At 58.4% G+C, this 19335-nt stretch carries 17 protein-coding genes; 2 read left to right on the top strand and 15 right to left on the bottom strand.

Annotated features, from left to right (window positions below):
• Position 1: 1 nt before the first annotated feature.
• From secA to HMPREF2614_RS10065, 9 genes are all read right to left on the bottom strand, one after another.
• The gene (secA, locus tag HMPREF2614_RS10105) at positions 2 to 2704 is read right to left on the bottom strand and encodes a preprotein translocase subunit SecA (protein WP_038627913.1); all 2703 of its coding nucleotides are present in this window, start codon (positions 2702 to 2704) and stop codon (positions 2 to 4) included.
• 161 nt (positions 2705 to 2865) lie between these two features.
• Positions 2866 to 3525, bottom strand: coding sequence for a ribosome hibernation-promoting factor, HPF/YfiA family (hpf, locus tag HMPREF2614_RS10100; RefSeq protein WP_038627911.1), 660 nt, complete (start codon positions 3523 to 3525; stop codon positions 2866 to 2868).
• A gap of 161 nt (positions 3526 to 3686) precedes the next feature.
• Entirely contained in the window at positions 3687 to 3944 is a 258-nt protein-coding gene (locus tag HMPREF2614_RS10980; protein WP_052155584.1) for a hypothetical protein, read from the bottom strand.
• Between the two features lie 493 nt (positions 3945 to 4437).
• On the bottom strand, positions 4438 to 6279 hold the full coding sequence (locus HMPREF2614_RS10090; protein ID WP_070431947.1) for an LpqB family beta-propeller domain-containing protein: 1842 nt from the start codon (positions 6277 to 6279) through the stop codon (positions 4438 to 4440).
• Positions 6280 to 7953 carry an MtrAB system histidine kinase MtrB gene (mtrB, locus tag HMPREF2614_RS10085; RefSeq protein WP_038627906.1) on the bottom strand — a complete coding sequence of 558 codons (1674 nt, stop codon included), beginning with the start codon at positions 7951 to 7953 and terminating at the stop codon, positions 6280 to 6282.
• Between the two features lie 78 nt (positions 7954 to 8031).
• Entirely contained in the window at positions 8032 to 8706 is a 675-nt protein-coding gene (gene mtrA, locus HMPREF2614_RS10080; RefSeq protein WP_070431948.1) for an MtrAB system response regulator MtrA, read from the bottom strand.
• Positions 8707 to 8760: 54 nt separating this feature from the next.
• Complete coding sequence (locus tag HMPREF2614_RS10075; RefSeq protein WP_038629425.1) at positions 8761 to 9390, bottom strand: dTMP kinase; 630 nt, start codon at positions 9388 to 9390, stop codon at positions 8761 to 8763.
• Between the two features lie 45 nt (positions 9391 to 9435).
• On the bottom strand, positions 9436 to 10890 hold the full coding sequence (gene ahcY / locus HMPREF2614_RS10070) for an adenosylhomocysteinase (RefSeq protein WP_049182268.1): 1455 nt from the start codon (positions 10888 to 10890) through the stop codon (positions 9436 to 9438).
• A 67-nt stretch (positions 10891 to 10957) separates the two neighbouring features.
• Entirely contained in the window at positions 10958 to 11332 is a 375-nt protein-coding gene (locus HMPREF2614_RS10065; RefSeq protein WP_038627901.1) for a DUF4259 domain-containing protein, read from the bottom strand.
• A 350-nt stretch (positions 11333 to 11682) separates the two neighbouring features.
• Here HMPREF2614_RS10065 and HMPREF2614_RS10060 point away from each other — a divergent pair, with 350 nt between their 5' ends.
• The gene (locus HMPREF2614_RS10060; protein WP_070560907.1) at positions 11683 to 12441 is read left to right on the top strand and encodes a hypothetical protein; all 759 of its coding nucleotides are present in this window, start codon (positions 11683 to 11685) and stop codon (positions 12439 to 12441) included.
• Here HMPREF2614_RS10060 and manA read toward each other — a convergent pair.
• From manA to HMPREF2614_RS10040, 4 genes are all read right to left on the bottom strand, one after another.
• Entirely contained in the window at positions 12438 to 13640 is a 1203-nt protein-coding gene (gene manA, locus HMPREF2614_RS10055) for a mannose-6-phosphate isomerase, class I (protein ID WP_038627896.1), read from the bottom strand. The two genes, HMPREF2614_RS10060 and manA, sit on opposite strands and share 4 nt — an antisense overlap.
• 86 nt (positions 13641 to 13726) lie before the next feature.
• Entirely contained in the window at positions 13727 to 14743 is a 1017-nt protein-coding gene (locus HMPREF2614_RS10050; protein WP_038627894.1) for a hypothetical protein, read from the bottom strand.
• A gap of 38 nt (positions 14744 to 14781) precedes the next feature.
• Positions 14782 to 16161 (bottom strand): phosphomannomutase/phosphoglucomutase, encoded by a 1380-nt coding sequence (locus tag HMPREF2614_RS10045; RefSeq protein WP_081914004.1) that lies wholly within the window; start codon positions 16159 to 16161, stop codon positions 14782 to 14784.
• 116 nt (positions 16162 to 16277) lie between these two features.
• Positions 16278 to 16685 carry a DUF3499 domain-containing protein gene (locus tag HMPREF2614_RS10040; protein ID WP_005509890.1) on the bottom strand — a complete coding sequence of 136 codons (408 nt, stop codon included), beginning with the start codon at positions 16683 to 16685 and terminating at the stop codon, positions 16278 to 16280.
• Between the two features lie 172 nt (positions 16686 to 16857).
• Between HMPREF2614_RS10040 and HMPREF2614_RS10975 the strand changes: the two genes are divergently transcribed.
• Positions 16858 to 17340 carry a metallopeptidase family protein gene (locus HMPREF2614_RS10975; protein ID WP_070628649.1) on the top strand — a complete coding sequence of 161 codons (483 nt, stop codon included), beginning with the start codon at positions 16858 to 16860 and terminating at the stop codon, positions 17338 to 17340.
• A gap of 123 nt (positions 17341 to 17463) precedes the next feature.
• On the opposite strand, the gene HMPREF2614_RS10030 is transcribed toward HMPREF2614_RS10975, so the two are convergent.
• Together HMPREF2614_RS10030 and HMPREF2614_RS10025 are read right to left on the bottom strand one after the other, a co-directional pair.
• On the bottom strand, positions 17464 to 17832 hold the full coding sequence (locus tag HMPREF2614_RS10030) for a WhiB family transcriptional regulator (protein ID WP_005510060.1): 369 nt from the start codon (positions 17830 to 17832) through the stop codon (positions 17464 to 17466).
• Between the two features lie 320 nt (positions 17833 to 18152).
• Positions 18153 to 19310: a mannose-1-phosphate guanylyltransferase gene (locus HMPREF2614_RS10025; protein ID WP_038627889.1), complete on the bottom strand. Its 1158-nt coding sequence runs from the start codon at positions 19308 to 19310 to the stop codon at positions 18153 to 18155.
• Positions 19311 to 19335: the final 25 nt, after the last annotated feature.

The following is a 19335-nucleotide window of genomic DNA, read 5'->3' as shown; positions in this document are numbered from 1 at the left end:
CTTAGCGACGGCGCTTGCGAGCCGCCTTCCGACGCTGCGCCCGGTTGCCCTCACGCTCTTGATCCATGCGCTGCTGCTCTGCACTGCCGTCCTCGCTGGGGCCGGAGTAGGTCATCTGCTGATTTTTCTCAGCAGCTTCCGTTGGCAGAGCCGGAGCCTGGTTTTCCTGCCCCTCAGTGTTTTCCACTGCGGGCATAACCTGCTTACGGATTAGGAACAGCTGACGAACCGATTCTTCCTTGATGCCGTCCATCATCGCGGTGAACATGTCGTAGCCCTCACGCTGGTACTCCACCAGCGGGTCAGCCTGGGCCATGGCGCGCAAGCCAATGCCCTCCTTGAGGTAGTCCATCTCGTAGAGGTGCTCGCGCCACTTCTGGTCCATGACGTTCAGGATGGTGAAGCGCTCAATGTTGCGCATCTGGTCGTCGCCACCAATTGCGGAAACCGCATCCTCAAGCTGGTCGTAGCTGGCGGAGATATCCGTGTGCAGAGCCTTGGACAGCTCATCGGCCGAGAGGTCACCCGGGGTACCGAAGTCAGAGCCATCGATGAGCTCCTGCGCCGTAAACGTCGGGCTGTAGAGCTGCTCAAGGGCATTCCACAGCTCGTCGAGGTCCCAATCCTCCACGTAACCGTCAGCGGTGGCACCGTTGACATACGCGTCGACGACATCGTCCTGCATGTCGCGAACCTGAGTCTTCAAATCCTCACCTTCGAGGATGCGACGGCGCTCAGCGTAGATGACCTTACGCTGCTGGTTCATAACCTCGTCATACTTCAGAACATTCTTACGGATTTCGAAGTTCTGGCTTTCCACCTGAGCCTGAACGCTCTTAATGGAGTTGGAGACAACCTTGGAGTCAATAGGAACGTCATCCGGGACATTCAGAGTGTTCATCAGCGCTTCCATGCGCTGGCCGTTGAAGCGAACCATGAGATCATCGCGCATGGACAGGTAGAAGCGGGTAACACCCGGGTCACCCTGACGACCGGTACGACCACGCAACTGGTTGTCAATGCGGCGCGACTCATGGCGCTCAGTGCCCAGGACGTAGAGTCCACCGGCCTCACGTACCTTGTCAGCTTCTTCCTTCGACTGCTGACGAACGCGCTCAATCTCAGCGTCCCACGCCTCTTCGTACTCTTCCGGAGTTTCCACCGGGTCCAGACCACGAGAGCGCAGATTCAGGTCAGCGATGATGTCCGGGTTACCGCCCAGCACGATGTCAGTACCACGACCGGCCATGTTAGTTGCCACGGTAACGCCTCCGAGACGACCCGCCACCGCAACAATCTCAGCTTCCTTCTCGTGGTGCTTTGCATTCAGCACAGAATGAGGAATACCTTCGCGCTGCAGGAGCTTGGAAAGGTACTCGGATTTCTCGACTGATGTCGTACCAACGAGAACTGGCTGGCCCTTTTCATGGCATTCGCGGATGTCCTCGACAACAGCGGCGAACTTTGCCTCCTGCGTCTTGTAAATCAGGTCGGGCAGATCCTCGCGCTGCTTCGGGCGATTCGGCGGGATCGCCATGACGTTCAGCTTGTAAATCTGGTGCAGCTCAGCCGCTTCAGTCTCAGCCGTACCGGTCATACCGGACAGCTTGTCGTAGAGGCGGAAGTAGTTCTGGAGCGTGACGGTTGCCAGCGTCTGGTTCTCGTTTTTAATCTCCACCCCTTCCTTGGCCTCAATTGCCTGGTGCATACCCTCGTTATAGCGACGGCCTGCCAGCACACGACCGGTGAACTCATCGACAATGAGAATCTCACCATTACGGATAATGTAATCCTTGTCGCGGGTGAACAGCTCCTTGGCCTTCAGGGCATTGTTCAGGTAGCTGACCAGCGAGGAATTTTCCGGAGCATACAGGTTTGAAATACCCAGCTGATCCTCAACGAATTCAACACCCTCTTCACGAATACCGATGGTGCGCTTACGCTCATCGACTTCGTAGTGAATGTCGCGCTTCATACGCGGCACAATCTTGGAGAACGCCAGGTACCAGTGCGGATCGCCATCCGCCGGACCGGAAATAATTAACGGGGTACGGGCCTCGTCAATCAGAATCGAGTCAACCTCATCGACGATGGCGAAGTGGTGCCCACGCTGCACCAAATCGTCGAGCGAATGCGCCATATTGTCGCGCAGGTAATCAAAGCCGAACTCATTGTTCGTGCCGTAGGTGATGTCGGCAGCATAGGCCTTGCGGCGCTGGTCCGGGCTGAGCTCAGAGAGAATCACCGAGGTCTCAAGCCCCAGGAAGCGGTGGACTCGACCCATCCACTCCGCGTCACGCTTAGCCAGGTAGTCATTAACCGTAACGACATGAACGCCCTTGCCTGCCAACGCATTGAGGTATGCGGGCAACACACAGGTCAGGGTCTTACCTTCACCAGTACCCATTTCGGCAACGTTGCCGAAGTGCAGTGCCGCACCGCCCATAACCTGGACGCGGTAGTGCTTCTGACCCAGCACGCGCCAGGATGCCTCACGCGCCGTGGCGAAAGCATCCAGCAGCAGATCGTCTACATCGGCACCGTCAGCCAGCTGCTTCTTAAACTCCTCGGTCTTGGCGCGGAGTTCATCGTCTGAAAGAGCTGCGTACTCGTCTTCCTTGGCGATGACCTGATCTGCAATATTGCCAAGCCTCTTGACAGCGCGGCCTTCACCAATGCGGAGCAACTTGCTGAGCGAAAACACTAAATTGGGACCTTTCCGGCCGATTCACGTCGAACTTTAATGTGCAACGGTTGATTATACGACGAACCCGCCTTCCCTTCTAAGAGAAGACGGGCTCATGTGAGCAATTACTTACCAATACACAGCTCTGTGCGGCATTGCGTGCTCTTTTTGATGAAGACTTACTTCTCGTCTTCCTCTGCCAGCTCAATCAGACCGTAGTCGTATGCGTGACGACGGTAGACCACGGACGGACGAGAGGTTGCCTCGTTAACGAAGAGGTAGAAGTCGTGACCGACGAGCTCCATCTCAGACAGAGCATCTTCGACCGTCATCGGAGTTGCGGAGTGCTGCTTGGTACGCACAACCTGGCCCGGACGTACGTCCTCAACCAGATCCTCGTACGGATCAGCCTTTTCCGGAGCCGCTGCCTCAGCCTCTGCAACCAGCGAAGCAGTTGCCTCGCCGACGGACATCGGTGCACGGTGGCCAGAACGGCTAATCTTGCGGCGAGCCTTCACCTTACGCAGGGAGCGCTCCATCTTGCCCAGAGCAGACTCCAGTGCAGCGTAGAAGCTATCTTCCTTCGCCTCCGCACGAGCCAGGTGCCCCTTGCCAGTAGCGGTGATCTGAATACGGTCAGAGCGGTCTGCACGGCGCGGATTCGGCTCGTGCTGGAGCTCCACGTGGAAGAAGGTCAAAGTCGGGTCGAGGCGCTCAATCTTCGCCAGCTTCGCCTTAACACGATCTGCGAAGTGCTCTGGAACCTCAACATTGCGCCCGGTGATGGTCACCTGAGCGTTCGGGCTGAGTACCTCGTTGTTGTCAGCAGGTGTGGACACTTGCTACCTACCTCCCGGTATGGCCACCGCCCTTCCGTGAGCGGGATTACTCACGGCGTCTACGGTGACGAGTCTTTCTGCACCCCCAGGATACAGTTCCGGGGGTAACCAATGCCACGTTCCCCTCGTTTATTTTTCGCTTGCCGACGACACCCCTGCGTCTACGCCCGGGCGAGTACCAACACCATGTCGATGCGAATCCCCAATGACGCTGCCACCAACTCGGTTTCCGCTGCAGTGGCACCAGTGGTGGCCACATCATCAACCAGAATCACTGTCACCTGGGCACACCGTTGTCGCAGCTTGCCACTAATTCCGTGCTTGAATTGCGTCAGCGGCACAATGTGGCCAGAAAGGTTTCGTCTGCGTTGAGAAGCCCCAAGCTCCGCGGAATCCCGCGTGCGCTCAGCAATGCGCACCAGGGGCAATACCGAACTAGAGGGGAGCTGACTGCAGGCAAAGTCGCAGGCAATTGTTACCGGATCCCCACCCCGTTGTCGACGGGATGACAATCTTGTCGGCGCGGGAATCAAAATGACGGGGGTAATTTCCGGGGGCATTATATGGCCGTCTGAGGCCAGCCTTCGTACCGCAGCGGCGAACACGGCCCCCATGATTCGTCTGGCTTCACCACTGCCCCGTTCTTTGGCCGACAAAATGAGATGTCTCCTCGCACCGGAGTACGGACCGCAGGTCCACGCTGCTGCGCGTAACGCAGCCCGCGGTGAAAACCGCACTGGAGGTTGCTGAAGATCGTCCTTGCAATCACGACACAGCGTCCCGGAGCAGCCGCACACCGGGCAGGTTTCCGGTATCACGAGGCCAATCGCATCGCGAGTGACGTCGTAAAGCACGCGTAGTACATCCTGCGATGATTTCCCCTGCGCCATTGATCCCCTCCCCGATTTGCGCTTACTCCACAGACACCGGAGCCATTCGACCACGCGCACCCGGAACCTGGCGCCAGAACTGCTGTTGCCCCTCGCTGGAGATCAGCTCCATAACACCGGTGGCATCCAATGCGTAACGCTTCGACGAGGTCGCGGTAACCACAGGAATTGGCGGTGTCAGGTTGAGCTTCGGCAGAACGGAGCTGGTCGCACCGTCCGGGAAGGCACTCCACATCGGGGTGTCTCCGCTGTAACCGCCCACCGTGACCGTTTGATTCGGCGACCACGTCAGCGACACCGGGGAAACGTTTTCAGGGAGCGGCAGAGCGCGCGGATGCGTCAACTTCCACGGTTTGTCGTCATGCCTTTCGATGGTGGCGATATAGACCTCACCAGCGATAATCATCGCTACCTGCGTGCCTGAAGAATCGACGCGGAATTCAGAAATACCGGCGCTTGGGTGCCCCGTGTCTTCGCCGCCGTCAAGAAGGTGACTGAGCTCAGAGGTATCAACCTCCTCCTGCTGAATCCGGGACGACGTCGACTGCCGAACCAGGCGTACGACGGTTGTACCGTCCTTCACTGTCCAGACCGCCTCGGCATCTGGCGACCATGTCGGACGGGTGAGACTCTCGCCAGTCAGCACAGGAACCGGCTGATCTTGTATTCCGCCGAGCATCAATGTGGACTCCCCAAGGTCATACGAACCGGTACGACCATCCACAGCCGAGCGGAACACGGCGGCAATAAGCTCGCTGCCATTGGGGTTGATGCCCACTGCCGCGGAAAACACCGCAGTGCTGCCGCTGGCAGTCCAGCCGCGTCCCACAGGTGTGGCGTGGCCGCCAGCAATCTCGTAGATACCGCTGCGGTCGACCGTCCGCAACGGCGCGTTATCAGCCGGTAGATGATTCGGGTCGTAGAGCTGGATTGCGTCGGTATCCTTCGTCCACGGCTCGTCGTGGCTGGCAATTAGTGGTTCGCCGTCGGCCATGAGGATCCACGGACCACGGAAATCTGCCGAGTCGAGAGTCCAGATAATCTGTGCCGCGAGCATGACACGCAGTTCCTCGGAAACATCACCCAATCCGGTGATTTCGACCCTGCGACCGTCCGAGTTGGACACAGGTCCTGCTTCCACCGCAATTGAGGCATTGGGCTTGAGCACTGTGGTGACGCCCGGTCGCAGTGGTGCTGATGGTCCGTTCTTCAGCTTTGTCAACAGATTGGTCGCGCCATCGGTGACGCCACGATAGAGCCAACGACGATCTGTGACCAAATGATTACCCGCCGGGTCGAGGAAATAGACATTGCGAGGCACATTGTTTTCCAGGAATGCCTGACGCTCCATGACAACACCGTCGGGCAGCGAGGAAATGCGCCACTGCCCATCCGAACCGAGCTTCATCTCCACGGTTTCCTCATAGTCACCGGACTGGGGCTCATAAGCACCATCAGTACCAAATTGACCAACGCTGCGACCTCGGGCAACGAAGGACTGTCGAGAACCTCCTTCATCCCGTTGAGCGATGAGGTTGACACCGTCGAGAATGCGGGCGCTTTCGTGCGGCTTCCAACTGGCCGCAAGTTCCGGGGTCATGAAGGCACGCATAGCTTGAAAATCATCAACCGGATGCGCGGCCGCGGCGAAAAAGTCGCGCAGGACAATGTCTGCATTGACATTCGGCCGTGGCTGCGGAACCTCAATACGAACTTGGGGCGGCTCAAACGGACGCAGCACCTGGGGGCTGGTGTTCCTCGGAATGGTGGTACATCCTGCGGCCGTGCCCAAAATGATCACTGAGCTAAGCGCCACTGTCTTACGCAGGACGCGACGAGCCTTTGACTGTTGCTGCGCCGTCATTTAAATATCCTCCTCTCGTGCCTGTCGGGATTCGCTATCGCTAGTCCGCTGCCCCTTATCCTGATCCTGGCTCTTGACTTGCGGTGCAATCGAATCCGATTCCAACTCCCGTGCACCAATTTCCTGCTGATGCGGAATCTGATCGGGCAGCGGCGGAACTTCTAGGCCGAGCGGATGCTCACCGAAGCTCGCATCAGGCTCCAGTGGCACAGTCAGGCGGAAACAGCTACCGACCGTCGGCACGCCAAATGCCTCCAGTTCCCCACCATGCAATTGTGCGTCCTCACGCGCGATCGCCAAGCCAAGTCCGGTACCGCCGGTGCGTCGGACACGCGAGGGGTCAGCGCGCCAGAACCGGTTAAACACCAGCTCTTGCTGCTCCGGCTTTAGCCCCACACCGTGGTCAACGACCGTAAACGAGACCGCGGAATCGCTCGCCTGCACTGTGACATCCACCGGATTGCCCTCACTGTGGTCAACAGCGTTGGCCATAAGATTGCGTAGCACGCGCTCGATACGACGCGAGTCGACTGTTGCCATTACCGGTTCATCGGGCAGGTGGAAGCGAATGGGTGTACCGGTCTCCTTAGCCACGACCGTTACCTGCTGATAGGCAGCATCCACGCAGCGACGGACATCGACCTTTTCTGCGGACAGGTCAGCAACGCCGGCATCGTGGCGTGAGATCTCAAGCAGGTCATTGAGAAGCATCTCAAAACGCTCAAGCTCCTCATTCATCAGCTCAGCTGCGCGGCGAGTCGCCGGATCGAGGTCCTCAGCGCCGTCAGCAATAAGATCGGCGGCCATACGCACCGTGGTCAGAGGCGTCCTCAACTCATGCGAAACATCGGAGGTGAACTGTCGCTGCAGACTGCCGTATTCCTCCAGCTGTCTAATCTGCGTCGACAGCGATTCGGCCATCTTGTTAAAGCTCATGGCCAGTCGCGCCATGTCATCTTCACCCTGCACGACCATGCGTTCGCGCAAGTGGCCGTCGGCAAAGCGTTGGGCAATCTGGGCGGCGGAACGCACTGGTGTCGTCACCTGATTGGAGAAGAACCAAGTAATACCGCCGAGAAGCGCCATGATGACTACTGTCGCACCGGCGAGCAGACCACGAACCAACTTAATAGTCGATTCCTCTGCAGCCATAGAGGTGACCAGATAGAGCTCGAGCCCATCAACCGAGGTAGAAGTAGGGCTACCGATAATTAACGCCGAGTACGTATCGCCGCGGTTATCAGTGACTTGACGTACCTGATACGCAATTTGCCCTTGTCGGACTACTTCATGCAATCGTTCTGGGACATCGGCCTTAATCGGCGATGAAGCCAACACCGTGCCTCGTGGCACCGGCGCCACGAGCAGCGGTTCATAACTTGTCAATGGCGCAGCACCGGAACCGGCTGCACGGTTCACAAGGGCATCGCGCCCCACGTTGAGCAGAGCTTGCAGCTCGTTGGACGAAGAGTTCTCAATCGCCTGCTCCACCACCGCGCGAGCACGGTCAATTTCCTCGTCGGCAGCGGTAACCTTTGCGTCGATAAGCCGCTGGGTAACAATAGTCGCCAGCGCGAAACCGAGTACCGCAATCACCATCGCGCTCAGTACCACGACAGAGGTCAGAATGCGCGCTTGGATAGACGTACGCCAGAGCGTAACCGCCCAGGTCACTCCCCTATTGGTGAAGTCTCGAAGCTTCGTTATTAATCGACGCAAGAATCGGCTCCCACTAAAGCTGACTGACCTTGATTAGTCACCCGTCTTGTACCCGACACCGCGGACGGTCAGCACAATCTGGGGGTTTTCCGGATCCAGTTCAATCTTCGAGCGCAGACGCTGAACGTGAACGTTGACGAGTCGAGTATCCGAGGTGTGCTGATATCCCCAGACCTTTTCCAACAACTCATCACGGGAAAAGACCTGCTTCGGACGGGATGCAAGAGTGTGCAATAGGTCAAACTCCAACGGGGTCAGAGAAATCTCCTTGCCATCGCGGAACACGGCGTGACCGGGCACGTCGATAGTCAGGTCGCCGACCTCGAGGGTCTCACTCGGGCTGTCCTCTTGACGACGCAGCCGAGCGCGCACACGCGCCACGAGCTCCTTCGGCTTAAAGGGCTTCGTGACATAGTCATCCGCACCGGATTCCAGGCCGAGGACCACATCGACCGTGTCGGTCTTCGCAGTCAACATGATGATCGGCACCGCCGATGTCTCTCGCACAGTGCGACAGACATCGACACCACCCATGCCCGGCAACATGAGATCCAGCAGAATCAAATCTGGATTCTCCCGCTCTGCTGCCTTGACAGCTTCGATGCCATCGTCGACTACTACTGTGTCGAAGCCCTCGCGCTCCATCACCATCGTGAGCATTTCGGCGATGGCCGGATCATCATCAACAACCAGGATTTTTGAGCTCATGCGTCATATTCTAAACGTAAAGCTATCTAGTTCTGTAGTTTCCAGTTGAGGTGGCTAGCGCAGGCGTGCACTGATCCATTCCACAAGACGGTCCGCCCCATCATCCCCCGTAAGCATCAACCATGGTGACTGCCACGAGCCCCCCGCGAACTTCTGGTACGCCGCCAGCGTGCGCTCCTGCAAACCCGAGTCCTTTTCGTAGGTATCCCTAGTTCGCTGCGCATCAGAGGCTTCCCGATTGCGTGCGCGGTCGGCTGCCACTCCCACCGACGTGGCCAGACAGACCTGAACGTCGGGAAGCGGAAGCTGGAAATCTCCGAATTCGGTCTTCTCAATCCACTCGACGATCGCCGGATCCTGCGTGCGAGCCAGGGAGTAGGCCGCGTTGGACGCGACGTAGCGGTCGATGATCAGAACATCGTTTTCGCGCGCTGCATCAACAATCGCTTCACGACGTTCTTTGCGGTCCAGAGCGAACAGGAGTGCCATTGCCCAAGCGGAGTCCGCAGTGTCGCCGAGCTGACCGTGCAAAGCTTGATCGGCGAAATCAGCGAAGATCGTCTGCCGGTACGCCGGAAAGGTCATCGATGAAACGGAGTGCCCTTGACTTCGGAGTTGATTGGTAACAGCTGTGACAAGCGTGTTCTTGCCAGCACCGTCGATTCCTTCGACTGCGATAATCAGATTTTTCTCCTCGCACACATGGCTACGACCAAGCCTTGGCTAGAACTAGTAGCGGTAGTGCTCTGGCTTATACGGACCCTCGACATCAACGCCGATGTATTCGGCCTGTTCCTTGGACAGCCGGGTGAGCTCGCCGCCAAGTGCCTCGACGTGAATGCGAGCGACCTTCTCATCCAGAATCTTCGGAAGACGGTGGACAGAGTTGTCGTACTTTTCGCCGTTGCAGTAGAGCTCAATCTGAGCGATTGTCTGGTCGGCGAAGGAGGTCGACATTACGAAGGACGGGTGTCCGGTGGCATTGCCCAGGTTGAGCAAACGCCCCTCGGAAAGCACGATCAGAGAGCGCTCTTCGCCGTCAGCATGCGGGAAGATGTACTCGGTGACCTGCGGCTTGATCTCCACACGACGGACATCATCGCGATGGTGCAGGCTGTGCATGTCAATCTCGTTGTCGAAGTGCCCGATGTTGCCCAGCAGCGCGTGGTTCTTCATCTGCTGCATGTGCTCGAAAGTAATGACGTCCTTGTTGCCTGTGGCGGTGATGACAATGTCGACATCTGCGATGACGCTCTCAGTAGCGACAACGTCGAAACCGTCCATCAATGCCTGCAATGCGTTAATCGGGTCGGCCTCGGTGACCTGAACGCGAGCGCCCTGGCCAACCAGTGCCTCTGCGCACCCCTTACCCACGTCACCGTAGCCACAGACCAGTACGTTCTTGCCCCCAACCAGCATGTCGGTACCGCGGTTGATGCCGTCCAGAAGGCTGTGACGGGTGCCGTACTTGTTATCGAACTTGGACTTGGTGACCGCATCGTTGACGTTCATGGCCGGGAATGGCAGCACTCCCTGCTCTGCGAAGTGGTAGAGGCGGTGGACACCAGTGGTGGTCTCCTCTGTGACACCCTTCACCGACTCTGCAATTCGGTGCCAACGGCCGGCATCCTTCTCCAGGCTGGCGCGAAGCATGTCCTTGAAGGCAATAAACTCATCCGAATCCGACTCTTCTGCAGGCGGCACCAGGCCAGCATCCTCGAATTCCATGCCCTTAATGACAGCCATGGTAGCGTCGCCGCCGTCGTCCAGAATCATGTTGGCATCTTCATCGCCCCAGTCGAAGATGCGGTCGAGGCACCACCAGTACTCTTCCAGTGTCTCGCCCTTCCAAGCGAAAACCGGAACACCCTGCGGGTCCTCCGGAGTGCCGTTTCGCCCAACGACGACTGCCGCAGCGGCCTCATCCTGGGTGGAGAAGATGTTGCACGAGGCCCAGCGGACCTGTGCGCCCAGCGCCGTCAACGTCTCGATGAGCACTGCGGTTTGAACCGTCATGTGAATGGAGCCGGAAATACGGGCACCGGCCAGTGGCTGCTGCTCCGCGTACTCTTCGCGCAGCGCCATTAGACCTGGCATCTCGTGCTCAGCCAGACGAATCTGGTGACGACCGGCCTCAGCCAGGGAGAGGTCTGCAACCTTGAAATCAATGTTCTTCGAGGACATGTAACGCTTTCTCTAGATTCTTTGACGTGAGATTCTTCTTAAAGAATTACTACTGGGGACGCGAGAGTTACTCTACCGCTTCGACGCAGTTTTCCAGCGCCGCCTGGTCAGACTCACTGAGTTCCCCCAGAAGACTATCGAACACCTCGGATGCGATAGCCAACGCATCTTCCTCGCTGCCGTGCGCCTCGGAGATTCCCTCCCGGATGAAGCTGTAGTCCTCCACAATGTCACCGCCGCTAAATGGCGCACCATTCCAAATTGCAATGATCACAGCCGCCGCGAGTGCGCATGCTTTCTCATCGCTATTTTCGGAATCCACCCCAATGCGGCCAGCATCAATCAATGCACCAACACGATCCTGTGAGTCGAGATCCTGAACCTCATCGAAGAGTTCAATGACCGAATCGCTACCAAAAATCTCAGTATCCCAGATGGACATGATAGGTGGCCACGCTCCTTTCGCGCTTCGAACCAATAGCCAGTTTTCGTCTATCGACGAGCGCTTTCCAAAGAGCGCTTTTCGACGAGCCCACGGTAATCTGGCCGCCGACCTAAAAGCTGTCGCCTGCACGTACCGCTAGCCGGAAAACCGCATGTGGCCTTACCGAAGTTCTACCCGACTTTTCGTCACTTTTACAGTTCGAGAGACATATTTAATCCCTTCAACACAAATTTCACCCTAGAGAGAAGATAACGGGCATGTTAAGTTAGTTCCCAGACCTCGTAATGCAACTGTTATCTTTTTCGTTACAGGGCGACCTCACGCATGACACGAAAGGAGTACCTACCATGGTGAAGAAGGCTTTTGGAGCTCTTCTGCTCGCAGCCCTTCCCCTGAGCGCTTCGCTCGTAGGCTGCTCCGATAGCAGTGCCGCCAAGGGGGCGAATCCGGAAAACGCCGGCTCTCAGTCGAAAATGGAGACCTCTGCTCCACTGCCTCCAGTTCCTAGTGATGCCGAGCTGCAGCAGACCACTGAACCGAATTCAGATTCCTCGCTGACTGAGACGAACGGCAGTCTAGTACCTCGTCCGACCACGTCATCGAGCACCGAAATCGTTGAGGATCCGTACCTGCCACCGCAGGCCTACATCCCCCCGACTTCCACAAGCTCAAGTGCGACAACTCCGACGTCGACGACATCGACACCTCCGACGACCACAGAGACCACAGAGCCCACCTCTGACGACATATCTTCGCCGACGCCCAGCAAGCCGGTGCCACTGCTACCGGAAGATAACTCGGAAAAGCCGAACGACAGTCTTCCGGAAGGCGACGGTGGTGCAGCAGCTGAGCCGAAGCCGCCTTCATCGCAGGCGCAGTCCCAGTCGGGTACGCAAACTACAACTCCGTCCGAGACTCCTCAGAAAACTCCTTCGAAGGAACCGACACCTCCGAAGAGCCAGACCTCTTCGAAGGACCAGACCCCTTCGACGGAGAAGGACACCACTGGCGGCAATGGGGCTAGCAATAGCAAGATTTCCCCAATCCCGGAAAAGCCGAAGGACTCCGGATTCCTGGGAAATTTCTTCGATAACGACGAGGACTAACCCACCCGCGGGACGGTCGCGACAAAGACGGTTGCCCCGTCTTGGCGCGCAGTCAGCTCAATATCAACTGCGTCGACAGCCGGAACCCAGGCCGCATGGCCGCTGGGAACCTCAACCACGGAGTCGTCGTGACGCAACGCCACCGTGCCCGCTGTAGACAACACAACCGTGGCGGATTCTTCGTCGAGCAGAACATGTTCGCCCGGCTCCAGGTCCCGCGAACGAAGGCGGAACTCGCGCACCGGCGCGTCATAGTCATTCCAGCCGTCATCGGTCAGCCACGACTGCAGCACCGGATCTGGCAGCGGTCGGAAAGAGAGCACGCGCAGTAGCTCCACGACATCGACGTGCTTAGAGGTCAGCCCTCCGCGCAGCACGTTGTCGGAGTTGGCCATGATTTCCACGCCCATGCCATTGAGGTAAGCATGCAGCTGTCCCGCACCAAGGTAGATGGCTTCGCCCGGCTGTAAGCGAAGGCGATTAAGCAGCATCGACCCCAGGACTCCCGGGTCCCCCGGATACTTTCGAGCCAGTTCGCAAGTGGTCTCGGCCACTCGCGAGAACTCCTCGTCATCGCCACTGTAATCCGCGCACTTGGCAGCCACGGCCTTGACCAGCTCATCGAGGACATCCTGGGGCAACGTCAACCACGTTGTAAACAATGCCCGCAGAGCACTCTCGTCATCGGCGGCATCGAGCAGTCCCATGTAGTGGTCGAGCTCCGGTACCGCCAGCGTCGCGAGCAACTCCTTCGTGCGCTCCACCGGGCGGAATCCGGCCAACGCGTCGAAGGTAGTCAGGGCGACAATAAGTTCTGGCTTGTGGTTGTTGTCCCGGTAATTGCGGAAATGTGCAGTGGCCGGAATGCCCTCCGCATTTTCGCGTGCAAATCCCTCCTGAGCTTCTGCCAAGGTGGGGTGTGCCTGCAGCGATAGCGGCTCATCGGCTGCGAGCAGCTTCAACAGGAACGGCAGCCTGCCGTTGTCGGTGTCAATTGCATATCCGAGCGCAGCTGCCGGATCCTGCGCAATGAGCTCGTCCAGCGGCGTGCCGGCCACCGTGGCCGATGCCAGTGCATGCGCACCAAACCACAGTTCCGCCCAGGGCTTCGATGTGGGAGCGTCCGCACCGGTGATTCTCGCCAAATGTGTACGAGACCCCCAGGGGTACGACTGCAGCACGGGGTCCAACAGCTCCATGCCCGTATCACTCCTCTAATAGTCACTTCTGGCGCAAGCACGCCAATCTCACCGAAGGCCCAAAAGCCTTCGGTGACACCCGGCGATTACGCAGAAAACGCCGCAATCGCACCAACTCTGGCTGCAGCAACACATACTTCAACCAATGGATGATGAGTCTCCGCATCGAGCGCAGGGCACTCCACACGAGCCCATCCAACCTCGCCGTAGTGGTCCCGGTAGTGGCCCACATTGTTCGGCGCAGCTAAAACAATCGCCCCCAACGGTAGCACTGTCGCCCCTTCATCCCCACCATCAATGAACGGGTCATAGAAAATATCACGGCTTTCCTGGGGCTCTGCAGCGAGCAACGCGCCCACACTAAGAGACAATTCGCTTATCGACGACGCTGCCGAGACCACGCCTGCCTCAAGCATCTGTAACGATGCCAGTTCCGCTACCGGTGCCAGCGCCGAGGTCGTCGACACTCCAAGCATTCTGCGGCCTGCCACCCACTGCGCTACCTGCCGCGCGGGATTAACTGTTTCATCTCGCTGCGGAGCACAGGCGGCAATATCGGCGTCCACCGCATCAGCGACTTCCTCCACGACCCCGGCCGGAGCCAGGGTGGTGGCACCACATTCGGTGAGCGCGCTGGCGATGGCACCGACATAGGCGGTAAAGGACGCGGACTCCGCCATCGCCGGGCGCGGAACCACAACCGTATCGGGGCTACCGGCGGCACGCAGTGGCCCTTCACCGGGATCCACCACGACCGTGGCAGCACCTCGCCTATCAGCTTCAGCCAGAGCTGCCCCCAGTGGGCTGCCGGGGTTGTCGTCACAGACGATGACCAAGTCGAGGGCACCGACATAACTGGGCAACTGATGCGCAATTACCACCGGGCAGCGGATGTCGTCGGCAAGCGCGCGCACGGATTCGGCAGCGAGCTGCGCCCGACGATTTCCCACGAGGATGACCGCACTGCGCGGCAGTGGAAGTTGAGCAAACGCACCCCCGCGAGTCGCGGAAGCAGCAGCTCTGAGACCTGCACCGGCAGTGGCCATACGGTAGAACAGGGCCTCTTGGCGCGGGTTATGGGAGGAGTCGAATGACGAGGTCATACTCCCAAGCATGCCTGAAAACGGGCGCGTGGGGTTGATTAACCGCGGATGATGCCGAGAACTTCGTCGACAAGAGCGTCGACCTCAGCACGCGTCGGAGCCTCGACGTTCAGACGCAGCAGCGGCTCCGTATTGGAGGCCCGGACGTTGAACCACGCCTTGGAGTCCGCCAGCTCAATGGTCAGGCCATCCATCCAGTCCGAGGACTCCGTGCGATCGGCAAACGCGGCCTCGATTTCCTTCTGCTTGGCCTGCTGCTCCTCGGCGCTGCCCAGGCGGGAATTAATCTCACCGGAGGCCTCGTAGCGGTTGTACTCGGCCATGAATTCACTCAGCGGCTTGTTCTGCTCGGCCAGTGCGGCCAGGACATGCATGGCAGCCAGCATGCCGGAGTCTGCGTTGAAGAATTCCTTGAAGTAGTAGTGCGCTGAATGCTCGCCACCAAAAACAGCACTGTGCTCGGCCATTTGCGCCTTAATAAAGGAGTGCCCAACACGGGTACGAACCGGAGTTCCGCCGTTTTCCACAATCATCTCCGGCACGACGTGCGAGGTGATCAGGTTATGGATGATAGCCGCACCCGGGTTCTGCTCCAGGTAGCGGGTGGCCACCAACGCACAGATGGCCGATGGGCTGACCGGGTTGCCCTTCTCGTCGACGACGAAGCAGCGGTCAGCGTCGCCATCGAAGGCAATACCGATGTCTGCGCCCTGCTCCACCGTAAACTTCTGTAGGTCAACGAGGTTGGCGGGCTCCAATGGATTGGCCTCGTGATTCGGGAAGTTGCCGTCGAGCTCAAAGTAGAGGTCAGCAACATCCATGTCTTCTCCGAGCACTGCCGGAACTGTCAGTCCCCCCATACCGTTACCGGCATCGACTGCAACCTTCAGGCGACGGCCGGAGCGGATGTCGACCAGCCCATGGAGGAACGCCGCGTAATCCTGCAGAACATCCTCACGATCAATTTCGCCCGGAGTGCCGGTGTACTCCGGGATTCCGTCGACAAGCAGATCCTTAATCTGAGCAAGCCCTGTCTCCTGCCCGATTGGGCGGGCCAGCGAACGGCACATCTTGATGCCGTTGTATTCAGCTGGGTTGTGGCTGGCAGTGAACATCGCGCCCGGGCATTCCCTTACTCCGGAGGCGAAATACAGCTCGTCCGTAGAGGTCAGGCCGAGCAGGGTGACATTGAGCCCCTGCGCTGCCGCGCCATCGGCGAAACTAGCCGCCAACTCCGGCGAGGACTCACGCATATCGTGACCAACTACGGCACGCGTTGCGCCCTCTGAACGCATGATGTGCCCAAAGGCGGCGCCGATGGCTCCGACAAGGTCCGCGTCGATGCCCTCACCGACAACACCGCGCACGTCATAGGCCTTGATGACGGCATCCAAATCGGAACGATTGTAAGTGCCCACGAAAAACCTCTCTGGGTAAGTATCAGTGTTGTGAAAAATGATACTAGCCACAGAGAGGCTCTCACAAAGAAATGCCGCGGCAAGATGGCATGAGCTGGGGCACGGCGCCCGCCCCGTTAGTCGTCCGAATCCTCCGGATCGCGAACTACATGCAGGTGACCGCGCGCGGATTTCCGCGTCGACGGGTGACGGCTGGAATCAATCTTGTAGGTCTGCGGACGGTTGTCGACCTCATCCCGCAACACCAGGCCAGTCGCGTTGCGGCCAGCTTCACGGACGGCTTCCGCCAATGCGGTCAAATCATCATCGTCCTGGGCGGGCGTCGGCACGTCGTAACGCACGAGCTCCCAACCCAGCGGTGCGGTGATGGAACGCGCGTGCTTCTCACAGAGATCCCAGCTATGCGGTTCGGACGCGGCGGCGAGCGGACCCACCACAGCCGTCGACTCCGCGTAGGCATACGTCAACGTAGCTACGGCAGGTTTGCCACAGCCGGGCCGGCAACAACGTCTAAAAACACTCACGGCATCAAAGTCTAGACCCTAACTTTAAGTTTCGATAGTTTTTCTCCCACTCCGGGCGTTTTCGCTTTCCGACGCTCCCCCGGAGCACCCCAGCCTTACCCAGCAAACCCGCGACATGGCCGAAAGTTGACCTCACCCACGTTGACAGGCCGACCGATTATGCTCAACAAATATGAATTCATCGGCTTATACTCCGCGCTCGTTGCGACGCTCACTGCGACGCGGTCGCGGACCTCGGGGGCCTCTGCTGCCGCCGGAAGTACCTCGTTGGAAGAGCCGTTCAGAAGCTTTTGACCAGGCGGTTATTGACGCCTATGCCCCATTGGATCAGCGCTGGTCCCGACAACTGTCGCACCTGGACATCGCCATCGATACGATTCCTCGCATGCAGTTGCGCCCGGACATGTACTTCCCGGAAGAGGTTGTCGCTGACGGACCTGTCCCACTGGGACGGCTTATCCCTGCTGGCATTGACCGCATAGGCAACCCCACCCGCCCCTGCGTAGTAGTGTTCCGCCGCCCCATTGAGCGCCGTGTGTCGGGCCGAGTGGAACTGGACCGGATGCTGCAATATGTACTGACCCGCCTGGTGGCGGTATATCTGGGTATTGATCCGGTTGAGGTGGACCCTAGTTTCGACGAAAACTTCCTGTAGAAAGCTCTCTTCTAAGGAGCTCCCTAGAGAGCAGAAAAACCCGTTCAACGAAAAATCCCCCAGGGTATTACCCAAGGGGAAACTGCGAGGTCGAGAGAAGGATAAAAACCGACCCCAGCCTTCCTAGCCAATCTGCCGCTTCAAACGGCGGCGCTCACGCTCAGAGAGGCCACCCCAAATACCGAAGCGCTCATCATGCTCGAGAGCAAACTCCAGGCATTCATCTCGCACACCACAAGCACGACAAATACGCTTTGCTTCGCGAGTGGATCCACCCTTCTCAGGGAAGAAAGCTTCTGGATCAGTCTGGGCACACAGAGCCTGCTCCTGCCAGTCCTGATCGACGGCTTCAAACAACCCCGAAAGGTCATCTGCCCACTCTGTCAACGGCCGAGGCTGGTTTTCAGAGGAGCTATCGTTCACAGCGATGTCACCCGCATTCGTCTCACTATCCACAGCAGAGCCGCCATCAAACATGCTGGACTTTTCCATGCCGAGGGCCTCCTGATGGTTGTTGCTGCGGGTCTTTAAATTGGGCTTAGTGTGCGAAACACACATTTGTGATTACACACGTGTAACCCACCATCGGTCAAGCCGAATAGAGAATTTGCCCCAATACTTTTCATTGCCCCTGAAGCCCCTCCCCCCGCGTTGGGGATTAAGTTCAGGTTGAAGGATGGTGCCTGAACCCTAAACCTGCCACCTGAACTCAACCACATTCACCACATGCCTCTCACCAGCAACTTTGGCGATACTCCGGCAATTCTAATCAGATATTGCCGACAAAAGTCTGACACGCCGAAGGCTGCAGACTAGACATCCGTCGAAAAACGTACTCCGTGATCGGGGATCCGGACGCCCGGCCACACACGGATACCGTTGATCAATTCACAGCGCGCACCAACGACGGCACCCTCGCCGATAATGGCATCACTGATGACCGTCCGCGGGCCAATATCGGCGCCATCGGCAATCACAGAGCGCTCAATCACAGCACCGGCACCGATGCGTGCGCCGTCGAAGATCACCGATTGATCAATCCGAGCTCCCGCACCAATCTCCGCCCCACGGCCGACGACAGAGCCACCGTAGAGAAGAGCGCCGCCACCGACCGACGCAGATTCGTCGACAAGCGCTTCGCCGTGCTTACCCTCTAGAAGTGGTGACGGCGCGATACCGCGGACCAAATCGGAGGAGCCGCGGACGAAGTCACCCGGAGTCCCCATGTCACGCCAGTAGGCGTAATCAACGTGACCGTAGACGTTCATACCGCGGTCGAGCAGCGCTGGGAAGATTTCACGCTCAACGCTAATAGGACGACCAGCCGGAATCGATTCGATAATCTCGCGGCGGAACACGTAGATACCGGCATTAATCTGATCGGTTGGCGGATCCTGGGTCTTCTCCAGAAACTCCAGGACGCGCCCATCCTCATCGGTCGGAACACAGCCGAACGCGCGTGGATCCGGCACACGTACGAGGTGCATCGTGACGTCCGCGTCCTTCTCCGCGTGAGTACCCAACACCGCGCGCAAGTCGGTGCCGCCGAGGACATCGCCGTTGAAAATCATCGCGGTGTCATAGCGCAGCTTGTCGAGGACGTTTCGGATACCGCCACCGGTCCCCAGCGGCTCAGCCTCAAAGACATATTCAATTTCGAGACCCAAATCCGAACCGTCGCCGAAGTGTTCTTCAAATACTTCAGCACGGTAGGAGGTGCCCAATATCACGTGCTTCATACCTGCTGCACGAATGCGGCCAAGCAGATGCTCCAGGAATGGATGTCCTGCCGTGGGCAGCATCGGCTTCGGCGTATTCACAGTAAGGGGACGCAAACGCGTACCTTGCCCGCCGACCAGAATGACAGCGTCAGTCTGTTCAGCCAACGTGGCTCCCGCCTGCTGTGCAGCATCCGCTCCCGGCTGGAAAGCGGAGCCATGCCCAGCACTCGGACGAACTTCGGTAGTCATGAAATCGGTAACTTTCTTCGATGGA

Source organism: Corynebacterium sp. HMSC074C11, from assembly GCF_001809455.1.
Taxonomy (GTDB): Bacteria; Actinomycetota; Actinomycetes; order Mycobacteriales; family Mycobacteriaceae; genus Corynebacterium; species Corynebacterium amycolatum.
This window is presented reverse-complemented; position numbering and strand designations above follow the sequence as displayed.

Coding starts and splice junctions, on each gene's coding strand:
- mtrA (WP_070431948.1), bottom strand. CDS start 8,706: ATGAGCTCAAAAATCCTGGTTGTTGATGATGATCCGGCCATCGCCGAA.
- HMPREF2614_RS10090 (WP_070431947.1), bottom strand. CDS start 6,279: ATGACGGCGCAGCAACAGTCAAAGGCTCGTCGCGTCCTGCGTAAGACA.
- HMPREF2614_RS10975 (WP_070628649.1), top strand. CDS start 16,858: ATGAATTCATCGGCTTATACTCCGCGCTCGTTGCGACGCTCACTGCGA.
- HMPREF2614_RS10030 (WP_005510060.1), bottom strand. CDS start 17,832: ATGGAAAAGTCCAGCATGTTTGATGGCGGCTCTGCTGTGGATAGTGAG.
- HMPREF2614_RS10065 (WP_038627901.1), bottom strand. CDS start 11,332: ATGTCCATCTGGGATACTGAGATTTTTGGTAGCGATTCGGTCATTGAA.
- HMPREF2614_RS10025 (WP_038627889.1), bottom strand. CDS start 19,310: ATGACTACCGAAGTTCGTCCGAGTGCTGGGCATGGCTCCGCTTTCCAG.
- ahcY (WP_049182268.1), bottom strand. CDS start 10,890: ATGTCCTCGAAGAACATTGATTTCAAGGTTGCAGACCTCTCCCTGGCT.
- HMPREF2614_RS10060 (WP_070560907.1), top strand. CDS start 11,683: ATGGTGAAGAAGGCTTTTGGAGCTCTTCTGCTCGCAGCCCTTCCCCTG.
- HMPREF2614_RS10050 (WP_038627894.1), bottom strand. CDS start 14,743: ATGACCTCGTCATTCGACTCCTCCCATAACCCGCGCCAAGAGGCCCTG.
- manA (WP_038627896.1), bottom strand. CDS start 13,640: ATGGAGCTGTTGGACCCCGTGCTGCAGTCGTACCCCTGGGGGTCTCGT.